At 32.6% G+C, this 13556-nt stretch carries 8 protein-coding genes; 4 read left to right on the plus strand and 4 right to left on the minus strand.

The genetic code is table 11. From position 1 onward, the window contains the following. Positions 1 to 9 precede the first annotated feature (9 nt). The 4 genes from MW871_RS14670 to MW871_RS14685 are packed head-to-tail and all read left to right on the plus strand — an operon-like array spanning position 10 to position 5348. Positions 10 to 3579, plus strand: coding sequence for a response regulator (locus MW871_RS14670; protein ID WP_248429157.1), 3570 nt, complete (start codon positions 10 to 12; stop codon positions 3577 to 3579). Between the two features lie 20 nt (positions 3580 to 3599). Next, entirely contained in the window at positions 3600 to 3965 is a 366-nt protein-coding gene (locus tag MW871_RS14675) for a response regulator (RefSeq protein WP_248429158.1), read from the plus strand. Positions 3966 to 3972: 7 nt separating this feature from the next. Further along, on the plus strand, positions 3973 to 4782 hold the full coding sequence (locus tag MW871_RS14680; RefSeq protein WP_248429159.1) for a CheR family methyltransferase: 810 nt from the start codon (positions 3973 to 3975) through the stop codon (positions 4780 to 4782). Continuing rightward, complete coding sequence (locus MW871_RS14685; RefSeq protein ID WP_248429160.1) at positions 4764 to 5348, plus strand: chemotaxis protein CheB; 585 nt, start codon at positions 4764 to 4766, stop codon at positions 5346 to 5348. The genes MW871_RS14680 and MW871_RS14685 overlap by 19 nt, the downstream gene beginning before the upstream one ends. 57 nt (positions 5349 to 5405) lie before the next feature. On the opposite strand, the gene MW871_RS14690 is transcribed toward MW871_RS14685, so the two are convergent. The 4 genes from MW871_RS14690 to MW871_RS14705 all read right to left on the minus strand — a co-directional run bounded on the left by MW871_RS14690 (position 5406) and on the right by MW871_RS14705 (position 13465). Then, positions 5406 to 6326, minus strand: coding sequence for a VOC family protein (locus tag MW871_RS14690; RefSeq protein ID WP_248429161.1), 921 nt, complete (start codon positions 6324 to 6326; stop codon positions 5406 to 5408). Between the two features lie 274 nt (positions 6327 to 6600). Next, complete coding sequence (locus MW871_RS14695; RefSeq protein ID WP_248429162.1) at positions 6601 to 7257, minus strand: hypothetical protein; 657 nt, start codon at positions 7255 to 7257, stop codon at positions 6601 to 6603. Between the two features lie 330 nt (positions 7258 to 7587). Next, the gene (purL, locus tag MW871_RS14700; protein ID WP_248429163.1) at positions 7588 to 11322 is read right to left on the minus strand and encodes a phosphoribosylformylglycinamidine synthase; all 3735 of its coding nucleotides are present in this window, start codon (positions 11320 to 11322) and stop codon (positions 7588 to 7590) included. 295 nt (positions 11323 to 11617) lie between these two features. Next, entirely contained in the window at positions 11618 to 13465 is a 1848-nt protein-coding gene (locus tag MW871_RS14705) for an endonuclease (protein ID WP_248429165.1), read from the minus strand. Between the last annotated feature and the right edge of the window lie 91 nt (positions 13466 to 13556).

Raw genomic sequence — 13556 nt, forward strand, 5'->3', positions numbered from 1 at the left:
TTAAAATTTATGAGAAGTAATTTTAAAAGAAATTTATTAATAAGTTCTACGATTTCATTGCTGGTATTAGTAGTAAGTTCTACAGCGTCTTATATTAGTATAAAAAAATTATTAGAAAGTGTTTATTGGGTCAATCATACTCAAGAGATTATTTATAATTTGAATCAGGGTCAAGCCGTATTAACGGACGGTCAAACTAGCATGCGCGGTTTTTTAATTACAGGAAACGAGCAGTTTGTTGATATGTATAAAAAAGCCGAATTGGAATCAAATATCTATTTTAACAAACTCGATGATCTGACAAAAAACAATTCTTTACAGCAAAAATCACTAAAAGAATTAAAGGTTCTCCGAGCCAATTATTTTCAATATCTCAATAAGCAAATTGACAAAAAACGCCTTGGAAAATTGACAGCAACATTTGATCTTAATGAAGGGAAAAAGTTGATGGATGAATTAAGAGAGAATTTTAAACAAGTAGAAAAAAATGAACAAACGCAATTAAAAAATCGTAATCAGAGTTCACAAGATTATGGTAGTTATAGTTTAATTCTAATTATTGTAGCATTTATCATAGCCTTTTTTATCTCAGTAATATTCTTAATTCGTATTTTAAGAGATTTTACAGAACGTGCTAAATTGCAAGAAGAATTATTGCAAAAAGATAAAGAAACAGCTCAAAGGATTGAAGCCATTAGCACTATTGCAGTAAATATAGCTAAAGGCAATTACGATATCAAAGTAGATGATAGTAAAGCAGACGCATTAGGAAGTGTTGGTGATTCACTAAATAATATGAGTACTTCTTTAAAAAAATCGTTCACTTTATTATCTGATAAAGAGTGGTTACAAGCGGGTATTGCTAATCTTAATAGTGTCATGTTGGGAGATAAAAATCTTGAGGAATTATCAAACGATATTATCGAGTTTTTGTGTGTTTACACCAATAGTAGTGCGGGTGCATTTTATGTTTTAGAAGGAGAAACACTTTTTGCAAAAGCAGGATATAGTTACGTTCCTAACAAAAATAGAACACAAATTAAAAAAGGAGAAGGTTTACTTGGACAAACGATTGTTTCAGGAAAACTGCTAGAGATCAAAGGAGTTCCATCTGAAGATATTCAAATTAGTTATGCCTTGGGCGAAATAAAACCTACTCATATTGTTGCCTTACCATTAATAGATAATAAAGTAGAAGGAGCGTTAGAATTAGTTAGTATCACTGGTTTTACTAGCTTGCATTTAGAGTTTTTAAAAATTATTAGTAATAATATTGGAATTGCTTTAAAATCTACTCAGAATAGAAAAAGGGTACTCGAATTACTAGAAGAAACGGAGGCGCAATCTGAAGAATTACGCATTCAGCATAGTGAATTAGAGTCAATGAACGCAGAGTTAGAAACACAAACTGAAAAACTACAAGCCTCAGAAGAAGAATTAAGAGTACAACAAGAAGAATTGGAACAAACCAATGAAGAGCTTTCGGAACGCAGTATTTTATTAGAAGAAAAAAATACTGAAATTTTAAAAAAATCAGAAGCTTTAGAGTTATCAACCCGTTACAAATCGGAGTTTTTAGCTAATATGTCACATGAATTGCGTACTCCGTTAAACTCTATATTACTTTTAAGTAGGTTGTTATCAGAGAATAATAATCAGAGTATGAACAGTGAGGAAATAGAATTTGCACAAGTAATTCAAAGTTCAGGAAATAGCTTGTTAGGACTAATTGATGAAATTTTAGATTTATCTAAAATTGAAGCTGGAAAAATGGAGCTTGAGTTTATAGATGTTACCACGAAAGAAATAACAGATGGTTTATCTAGTTTGTTTACGCAAGTTGCCAAAGAAAAAAATATAGGCTTTGAAATTATAGCCAATGAAGCTCCTATTATTCTTAAAACAGATAAAATGCGTTTAGAACAGATTCTAAAAAACTTAATTTCTAATGCATTAAAATTTACCAATCGCGGTTCTGTAACACTAGAGATTAAAATAAATACTGATGATGACAAAATAATCTGTTTCATTGTAAAAGATACTGGAATTGGAATTCCGTTAGACATGCAACCACTCGTTTTTGAAGCTTTTCAGCAAGCAGACGGTTCAACCAAAAGAAAATATGGCGGAACAGGTTTGGGCTTATCGATCAGTCGCGAATTGGCAAAATTACTTAGTGGCGAAATACTATTAAATAGTGTAGAGGGTGAAGGAAGTACTTTTACTTTATGTTTGCCACGATTTGTATCTCAAAGTAGTAAAGTAGTAATTGATAAAAGACCGTTGCTAACTATTCCTGAAAACAATACTATTGTAGAGAAAGAAACTAAGAAGAAATACATATCTGAAATAATTCCAGAGGAGATAGAAGACGATAGAGATTCTATTTTATCTGGTGATAAAGTTATTTTGATTGTCGAAGATGATATGAATTTTGCTAAATCACTTTTAGCATTTAGCAGGCAAAACGGCTATAAAACAGTTGTGGCTGTTCGAGGAGATTATGCCTTAAAGTTTGCTATTTTATACAAACCAGTAGGAATACTCTTGGATATTGAGTTGCCTATAAAAAGTGGATGGGAAGTATTAGAGGAAATAAAAAATCACTCACAAACTAAGCACATTCCAGTTCATATTATGTCATCACATAAATTAAAACAGGAAAGTTTGCTACAAGGTGCAGTTGACTTTCTTCATAAACCGGTTGCTTTTGATCGAATTCCAGAGGTTTTTACTCGAATAGAACATATCATTAGTAAGGAATCACAAAAAGTTTTAATTATAGAAGACAATCCCAAACATGCCAAAGCATTGGCTTTCTTTTTAGAAAATCACAATATCAATTCGGAGATAAAAAGTGAAGTTTCTGAAGGTTTAGACGCGCTAAATAAAAAAGATATCGATTGTGTAATCCTTGATATGGGAATTCCCGATAAACAAGCATACGAGATTTTAGAAGGAGTTAAGAAAAGTCCTGGATTAGAAAATCTTCCTGTAATTGTTTTTACAGGGAAAAGTTTGTCACTAAAAGAAGAGGTTAAAATTAAAAAATATGCCGATTCTATTATTGTAAAAACGGCTCATTCGTATCAGAGAATGTTAGATGAGGTTTCTCTTTTTCTACATTTAGTGGAAGAGAACAAAGGAACCGATGATAAAAAAGAAAATTTTAAAAAGTTAAATCAACTCAACAATATTTTACATAATAAAAAAGTTCTAATTGTCGATGATGATGTTAGAAATATCTATTCTCTCACCAAAGCTTTAGAAGCTTTTAAGATGAATGTAATAACAGCTTTTGATGGTAATGAAGCTATCAAAATGTTAGCTGAACATACCGATACCGATATTGTTTTATTAGATATGATGATGCCTAATATGGATGGTTATGAAACGGCCGAAAAAATTAGAAACAATCCTAAAATGATAGCATTACCTTTGATAGCAGTTACCGCCAAGGCTATGACAGGCGATAGAGAAAAATGCATTAAAGCAGGCGCTTCAGATTATATAACAAAACCAGTAGATATAGACCAATTACTTTCGTTATTAAGAGTGTGGTTGTATGATAAAGTTTAATTAAAAATTGATTTAAATTTATGAATAAGAAGAAACTCTTAATTATTGACGATGATCCAAGGAATATTTTTGCATTGGTAAATACGTTACGTGCAAGATCTTATGAATGTCTTTCTTGCTTGAGTGCCGAAGAAGCGTTAGTACTTTTAGAAACAGATCAAATTTTCGATGCTGTTTTAATAGATATGATGATGCCAGATATGGATGGTTATGATGCTATTCCATTGATTAAAAAAATTCCTTCTCGCAAGTCAACAACAATTATTGCAGTAACGGCTCAGGCGATGACTGGTGATAAAGAAAAATGCTTTGAAGCAGGTGCGGATGTTTATATCTCAAAACCTGTTGATGTAGATAAACTACTTGTAGCCTTATCTAAAATTTAAGTTTATTATGATAGAGGACATAGAATTAGATACTTTTATTAACGATGTTTATGAATATTATGGTTTTGATTTTGGAAATTACTCTAGGGCTTCCTTAAAAAGACGTGTTAATAGAATCATGCAGTTAGATGGTTTTTCCAGTTTTTATGATTTTTTGTCAAAAGTGAAATACGAAGCCGATTATTACAAAAGAGTTGTTGATGAAATTACGGTGAATGTAACCGAAATGTTCAGAGATCCATCTTTTTATAAAGTTTTGCGGAATGAAATTTTACCTGTTTTAGCGACAAAACCTTTTATACGGATTTGGCATGCTGGTTGTTCTAGCGGGGAAGAGGTTTACTCTATGGCTATTTTATTAAAAGAGGCTGGCTTGCTACATAAATCAATATTGTATGCAACGGATATCAATTCGAAGGTTTTAGAAACGGCAAAAAAAGGAATTTTTCCGTTGCGAATGATGAAAGACTATTCTGAGAACTATAGAGATTCTGGAGGACAAGAAGATTTTTCTAATTATTATATTGCCAATTATGGCAATGCAAAATTTAGTGAAGATTTAATTAAGAAAATGGTTTTTTCGCAACATAATCTTGTTTCAGATACTTCATTCAATGAATTTGATATGATTTTTTGTCGCAATGTTTTAATCTACTTTGACAACGATTTGCAAAGCAGAGCCATTAATTTATTTGACCAAAGTCTTTCTATACTTGGTTTCTTAGCATTAGGAACCAAAGAGACTATAAAATACTCCATTGGTCAAGGAAAATACAAACAAGTGCAGAAAGAAAAATTATGGAGAAAAATAAAGTAGCAGCAAACTGTAAAGTTCTCATTATTGGCGGCTCTGCGGGCAGCTTGCATGCACTTATGGATATATTGCCTAATTTGCCAGCAATACGGTCCTTTGCATTGGTAATTGTCCTTCATAGAAAACATTCTCATGATGTAACTTTAGAAGAATTATTAAAGATAAAATCAAAAACTCCATTAAAATTTATTGAGGACAAAATGCCTTTTGAACCTGGCTTTTTATATGTAGTTCCTTCTAATTACCACTTGCTATTTGAAAAAAATGGTACTCTGGCTTTAGATAGCTCTGAAAAAGTAAATTACAGCAGACCTAGTATTGACGTTTCTTTTGAAGCTGCTGCAGAAATTTACAGCAGTAATGTAATAGGAATTTTGCTTTCAGGCTCCAATGCCGATGGCACTGCGGGATTACAAGCCATTCAGAAATCAGGAGGTACTGTTGTGGTTCAGAATCCAACATCAGCTGATATGCCTTTTATGCCGAATAATGCCATTCAAAATATGATACCAGATTATATTTTGACAACAGAGGAAATATTGAAATTTATTCTTTTGATAAATGGGTGATGAATTCCAATTAAATCAATCGTAATGATAATTTTATGATCAATAAATTTTAGCATCCTATTCTTCCAGTTTCTTTATGCATTGTTCTCTAATTTGCCAAATGCTATCCAAGTCCCTATTTAATAAGTTTTCTTTTATCCAAATCTTTATGTAATTTTTATGATAATTTACTTTAAAAACATTGACTTGTTCAGGTTCAATTTCAATTTCTTCGACAATATCAGGTAGCAACTTTTCAATATCAGAATTATTATTAGTTATGTCTATTCGTAGATTATTTAATTTTAAGTAACAATGTGCCTCTGGAATATATTCTAATCTATTATCTAATAGTATGTTTCCAATCTTTGGAGTATTTAAATGGTTCATTTTATATATACCTAAGATGAGTTTTACGTTTTGAAAATTATTTAGGTCAGCAACTTTTTTTAAAAAGGAATGTTTAGAGCTACAAGTACCCTTTTTTTCTTTAAGAACTAGTGAGAAATCTTCTCGGTTTAAATTTCTTCCATATTCCAGTTTTCTCGTAAACTCAATTAAGTCACTCCAGTTTTTAATCCCTTTTTCAATGATTAAATTAGTCAAATAATCATTGGAATTAAAGTAAAGTTCTTTGATCGAAAATATAACATTAAATCCGTCCGGATCTGAAATCATTAATCCATTTTTTAACCAATATGGATTTTTAGAGACTTCAGTTTTTATATTCTTTTTTCTTATCGTTTCCCTAATCTTATTTAATTCAATTTCAGAGTTCAAATAAAAAACAAGTATATCATCTTGATCAAACTTACGTTTTGGTAGGTCACTTGAAGTGGTGAATTCTAAATGCCAATTAGCATTTTTAGGACCTAAGAAAATTCCATTATAATTATTATGTTTTTCAAAAGATCCAATTTTTTCTAGTCCTACGACTTCTAAATAAAATTTTTCAATTTTCTCTAAATCATCAGTATGTCTTGCGTATCTAAATATCATTTTTATTATTTACATTATAATTTAATCTAAAATTTATTTATGGTATCAAATCATTTAATACTTATGAAATTTTATGTTTAAAGTAGGGAGAGTATCTTTCTAAAGTGTCTTGTTTTCAAATCATTAAAATTTGAATAAAGTCAAAACAAATAAACTCTTCTCTTAAAATTTAATGCTTTTATCTATTGATATCTATATTGTATCATAATGATTTGGATAAAAATCAATTAAAGATTTAACTTTTAATGTTTTACTTAAAAGAAAGAATTTTCATTCAATTTATAAAATTATTGAAGGTATTTTTTAGCGATATTTTTTTTACATCTTCTACAATTTGGTCAGTTGAGAATTCAGCCAAGTTCAAACGAAAATTACCATACCTATCTACTACTGCGGAACTAAAACATGGATAATGCATTTTGAAAAATAACTTTTCAATTACTCGATCGTTATCCTTTTCCCAATTTATTTTTTCTGGATGATAATATTTTAAATCTTCATCAGTTTTATAAATCCAAAAGTGATTGTATTTTGTTATTCTATCAAGTTTATTTTTGTATTCTGTTTCAAAAAAATCTATACTTAAACTATCCGATCTATTATTACATTCATCTTTTCCTGGGTAGAAAATTAATATAGTAATTTCATTTTCTAAAGGTCCAATTTTACTAAGTTCCTTTTTTAACAATGATAATTCTTCATTATTTAGTTTTCCTGTTGTTTTACGTTTATATAGTATTTTAGTAATATGATCTTCAATATCATATTGGTTATAATTAAAAAATTTCTCTTTTTTTACATATTTTTCAAATTCTTGTTTGCTGATTTCTTGAAAATTTATACCATAATACTTTTCAGGTTTTGATTGAGCAATTATTGTTTGAAAGCAAATAAATAAACCTAATGTCAATGTGGAAATTAAGTTTCTCATATAATTTTCGCTTAGTTGTAGGTGTTAATGTGACAGTCATCGTACATTATTAGTTTAGCTAATTTATAAAAATAATATTACAAATTGTATTTTTTAATTAACAGATAGATTTCTGCTAGTTTGCGTGTAGAATAGTAATGAAATTGAAAAGCATCAAATACCAATTAGAATAGGTTTCAACGAGATAAATCGTATTTTTTTTTGAATGAGAAAGATTTTAACGAATTGCCTATTTTGCCTAGGCGTAATGCCACAACAATTTTGAAAACAAACATCACAAAAAAAGCGCTCTCTTTCGAGAACGCTTTCCATATTATAAATTACTATATATTAGTTGTTTTCAATCCATTTTCTAGCATTGACAAACGCTTCGTGCCAAGGAGAAACTTCGTCGTTTCTATCTTTTGGATAATGTGCCCAGTTCCATTGGTAGGTAGAACGCTCGATGTGCGGCATGGTCACCAAATGGCGTCCTGTAACATCACAAAGCATGGCCACATCATAATGAGAACCGTTTGGATTAGCAGGATAGCCCTCGTAAGCGTATTTCCCAACAATGTTGTAACGCTCTTCGCCCAATGGCAATTCGAATTTTCCTTCTCCATGCGAAACCCAAACTCCTAATGTCGCTCCAGCCAAGCTTGACAACATCACCGATTTGTTTTCTTGTACGGTTACTGATGTAAAAATACTTTCGTGTTTGTTACTGTCGTTGTACAACATTTTTGGCATTTGTTCGTGCTCTGAATGGATTAATTCTAATTCGACGAACAACTGACAACCGTTGCAAATTCCTACTGATAAAGTGTCTTCGCGTTTGAAGAAATTATCTAAAGCCGTTTTTGCTTTTTCGTTGTATAAAAAGGCTCCCGCCCAACCTTTGGCAGAACCTAAAACATCTGAGTTAGAGAAACCTCCAACCGCTCCGATGAATTGAATGTCTTCTAAATTTTCACGTCCTGATATTAAATCGGTCATGTGAATGTCTTTGACATCAAAACCAGCTAAATACATTGCATTTGCCATTTCACGCTCGGAATTACTTCCTTTTTCACGAATAATAGCTGCCTTTGGCTTCTCGACTGCGCTCGAAGTGACAGGTAATTTACCTGTAAAGTGTTTAGGGAACGTATACTGTAACGGTTGGTTTTTATAATTATTGAAACGCTCTTGTGCCGTTCCGTTTTTTGATTGTTTTTGGTCTAATAAAAACGAAGTTTTAAACCAAATGTCTCTGTATTTTGCAATATCTAATTTACAAGGACCGAAGTCTAAAGTAGCATCGGTAGTAGCGTTTCCTAATTTGTAGAAAGCAACTCCTTTAGCGTTTAATTTAGCTTCAATCGTCGCATTGTCTTTCGCTTGGAAGACGATTCCGATATTCTCCGCAAATAAATACTTGATGATGTCTTTTTCTTCAAAAACAGAGAAATCTATTTTAGCTCCTAAATTCACATCAGCAAAACACATTTCTAATAAAGTAGTGATTAAACCACCACTTCCGATATCGTGTCCTGCAAGAATTTGATCGTCTAAAATTAATTCTTGAATGGTATTAAACGCTTTTTTGAAGAAAGCAGCACTTTTAATAGTTGGTGCTTCGTTTCCTATGGCATTTAATGTTTGTGCGAATGACGAACCACCTAATTTAAAATCGTCTTGCGATAAATTGATATAATAAATAGCGCCACCGTCTTTTTGAAGGACAGGTTCTACTACTTTTTTGATATCGATACAGTTACCACCTGCCGAAATAATTACCGTTCCTGGTGCGATTACTTCGTCATTTGGATATTTTTGTTTCATAGAAAGCGAATCTTTTCCTGTTGGAATATTGATTCCCAATTCAATTGCAAATTCCGAACAAGCTTCTACCGCTGCATATAAACGAGCGTCTTCTCCTTCATTTTTACAAGCCCACATCCAGTTGGCAGATAATGAAATCCCTTTCATTCCATCTTTAATAGGAGCCCAAACAATGTTTGATAACGATTCTGCAATGGCAGTTCGTGTACCAGCAACCGGATCAATTAAAGAGGCAATAGGAGAGTGCCCGATTGACGTAGCAACACCTTCTATTCCTTGGTAATCTAAAGCCATTACACCAACATTATTCAATGGCAATTGCAACGGTCCAGCAGTTTGTTGTTTGGCAACTTTACCACCTACGCAACGGTCTACTTTATTGGTCAACCAGTCTTTACAAGCCACTGCTTCTAATTGCAATACTTGTTCTAAGTAAGTCGAAATGTTTCTTACAGAATACTCTAATGGACCATAGTTGTAAGCAATTGTTTTATCGTTCATTACGGTTTTTGGAGAACTCCCGAAGAAGTCTTCTAAAGCATAATCCATTGGTTTAGCACCAGTCGATTTTGATTTTTCCTCCATATTATTTGAATTTTGGAAGTCAAGAACCCGCTTTTTATCTCTTTCGGAAAAGAATTTTTCGTTGCGGGTTTCAAAAGTAAAACGGTGATCGCCCGTTACATCACCCACTTGGTACATTGGAGAACGTTCTCTATCGGCCACTCTTTGTAATAAATCAATGTCTTTTTGACCAATTACCAATCCCATTCTTTCTTGAGATTCGTTACCGATTATTTCTTTTGCCGAAAGGGTAGGATCGCCAACAGGTAATTTATCTAGATCGATTAATCCACCCGTTTCTTCCACTAATTCTGAAAGACAGTTTAAGTGTCCGCCAGCACCGTGATCGTGAATAGAAACAATTGGATTGTTGTCACTTTCTACAAAGGCACGAATGGCATTTGCCGCACGTTTTTGCATTTCTGGGTTCGAACGCTGTATGGCATTCAACTCAATTCCGGAACCAAAAGCGCCAGTATCTGCAGAGGAAACTGCAGCACCACCCATTCCGATTCTATAATTTTCTCCACCTATAATAACGATTTTGTCGCCTTCTTGTGGTTTTTTCTTAAGCGCTTGGTCTAATTTTCCATATCCAATTCCACCCGCCTGCATGATTACTTTGTCGTAACCAATTTTGCGATTATTTTCTTCGTGTTCGAAAGTTAAAACAGAACCTGTAATTAGCGGTTGTCCAAATTTATTTCCAAAATCAGAAGCTCCATTAGAGGCTTTAATTAAAATATCCATTGGAGTTTGATACAACCATTTTCGTGCAGCTACGGCATCTTCCCAAGGACGATTTTCTTCTAGTCTAGAATAAGAAGTCATATAAACTGCTGTTCCTGCTAATGGCAAAGAACCTTGTCCACCAGCCAAACGGTCGCGAATTTCTCCACCTGAACCTGTTGCAGCTCCGTTGAAAGGTTCTACCGTTGTTGGGAAATTGTGCGTTTCTGCTTTTAACGATATAACCGAATCAAATTCTTTGATTTCGTAAAAATCAGCTTTGTCAGCCGTTTTTGGAGCAAATTGTTGCACTCTTGGCCCTTTTACAAAAGCCACATTATCTTTATACGCCGAAACGATATCGTTCGGGTTTTCTTGAGATGTTTTTTTGATTAATTTGAAAAGAGATGTTTCTTTTTCTACTCCATCAATTACAAATGTTCCGTTGAAAATTTTGTGACGACAGTGCTCTGAATTCGCTTGTGAGAAAGCAAAAATCTCAGAATCGGTTAATTTTCTACCTAATTTGGTTGCTAAATTATCCAAATATTCTACTTCTTCCAAGCTTAAAGCCAAACCTTCCTTTTTATTGTACGCATCGATATCATCAATGTCTAAAATAGGTTCTGGTTGCACATTTATCGTAAAAATATCTTGATTTAATTCCGTATATTTTTGCGAAAGCATTGGGTCGAAATCAGTGAAATCGGCCGTTGCTTTATGAAATTCCTCAATTCGAATGATCCCTGAAATCCCCATATTTTGAGTAATTTCAACGGCATTAGTACTCCAAGGCGTCACCATAGTGGCACGTGGTCCAACAAAAAAATCCGTGAGTACGGATTTTTCTATTTTATTTGAGTCGGCAAAAAGCCAGTTTAATTTTGAAATGTCTTGAGCCGAAATTTCGTTTTGCGTTTGTACTGCAAAAACAGTTTTGCTTTGGTTTTCAAAGAAATGGATCATTGTTGTGTAGTTTGTTGTATTTAGGTGCAAATTTAGTTTAAAAAAATAGTACGAGCAAGGATTAAAATTCCAAAAATAAAATTTAAATTTCAGTTTATAAATATCAAATTAGGATTAAAAAGTGCTTTTAATTCACTTCAAGTAAAAAGTAGGTGAGGTTAAAAATAATTTTTTTAGTTGTACCAAAAATAATAGAATTTATAAGTGTTGAAATCCTATGTGCTTTTCGTTATTTAAAAACAGAATTAAAATAAAAGAGCAAAATTAATAAATGTCGCTCTTTTATCTCCAGGATTTAATTTACAATTATTTTTTTAGTAACTGTAGTGTTTTCGTTGGTTATTTTTACAAAGTAGATTCCTGTTTGGAGATTTTCAACTGTTGATAAAGGACTATTTTTTAAAGTTTTATCATAAACTTTTTGTCCCAAAATTGTAAATATTTGGATGGTATGTTTTTCATTAGCATCTTCAAATTTTATTTTTATAGTACCTTTTGATGGATTTGGATAAATATTGAAATTACTACTTTCAAAAGTATTAGTTCCTAAAGTGGTTACAGAATGACTACCAATACCATCACAAATATCTTTCCCATAGATATCCCATTCACCAATTTTATCAAATGTAATATTTGGAGCAACAATACTAGGTTTTCTTCTCAAAGTAACATCAGCACCAAATTTAGCAGTTCCTCCGTTGAATGTTCCAACAATGTCAATTAATACTCCATCTTTAAACAATCCTATTGGATCATCTCCGTTGTAAGCTTCCTGATTATTAGAAATTAAGTTTGCGTTAGCAGTCGAGTAACAAGTAACTGCTATTTGAGGGGCGACCACTACGAATACGGAACCGCTGGCCAAGTTTCCTGTTAAATTAAATCCTGTAGTCCATGCTCCAGCCCCGTTACTTTGTTTTTTTATTGAATAACCCGCTAAGTTTACGTCTGCTCCTGTGAAGTTTGCAATTTCTAATGCTTTATTAAAACTAGAGCCTTCTACATATTCCGAGAAAAATAACTCTGTTGCCCCTGAACCTCCTGTTGGAGTTGCAGTGGTAGTTCCAATTGCAGTTGTAGAAGCGATTGATGAATTTCTTTCATCGTCTCGAGTAATTATATAAAAGCTATAAGAAGTGGAAGGCAATAATCCTGTAATTGTTGAAGTTAAGCCATTTTGAGTAGATTTATAAACATTATCTACATATATGTCATATCCAGTAACAGCAACATTGTCAGTAGCCGCTGTCCAATTCAAAGTTGCAGAATTTGAAGTTAAAGCAGTTATGGTGAGATCGGTAACTGCAGTAGGCGCTTCGGTATCGGGTAATTCAGTAGTCCACACAGCAGCAACATATTCAGGATGGTCAATGTAGGGATTTCTATTATTTTGACGCGCATAGATTGCGTTGTTTCTTTCAATTTCTTTGTCACTTACAGGATCCAAATTGTGCCACGCTAACAATTGATTTAAAAAAGATGTTGTAAATGCTTTTTTTGAAGATCCGTTAAACATAGGATAGGTATAACTAGCAATTGTATTCTCGTAACGCGTTGCAAAGTAAAAATACATTCTTGCTATGTCACCTTTAAATTCATCTATTGGTTCAAAAACTAAACCAGAATAGCCCGATGTTGTACTAAGACCTAATTTGCTCCCATTTTGAGTTACAAGAGTTGGAACTGTTACATTTGAATGTGGATAATTAGATCTAATTCCGTTTACTTTTCCGTCTGTAGGTGTGATGAAATGCGCATCAGAAACCATTGGAGATTGCTCATTAAATACAGATTGTGGTATGATGTGTTCTCTGTTGTAACAATCGCCTTCATTATCGTATCCACTTGATCCACAACGTTGAGTAGCATTAATGCTAAAATTATAGGGATCTATTCCTGTTGGATTTTCGGAATACATGTCTAAAACAGATCCGTCATTTTCATAAGAATGATCAACATCAGATGTTTCGTAAGTAACATATAATTCACCGTAACTAAGTACAGTATGCCCTTTGATGATGTTGTATAATTGAGTTTTTAGCGTATATCCACTGCCATTTGCAGAAGAGTAATATCCTGCAGGTGCTTGAGCAAAAATTGTTGTAAAAAGTAATAAAAAAAGTAACGAGTAAATTTGTTTCATTCGGTTATTGGTTAATGTAATTTTAAGTAAATTGTTTTTGCAAATTTTAGCTAATATAAGAAGCTCAATTATTCCTTTGTGTTATTTAATC

Origin of the sequence: Flavobacterium pygoscelis (genome assembly GCF_023162025.1) — a bacterium.
Taxonomy (GTDB): domain Bacteria; phylum Bacteroidota; class Bacteroidia; order Flavobacteriales; family Flavobacteriaceae; genus Flavobacterium; species Flavobacterium pygoscelis.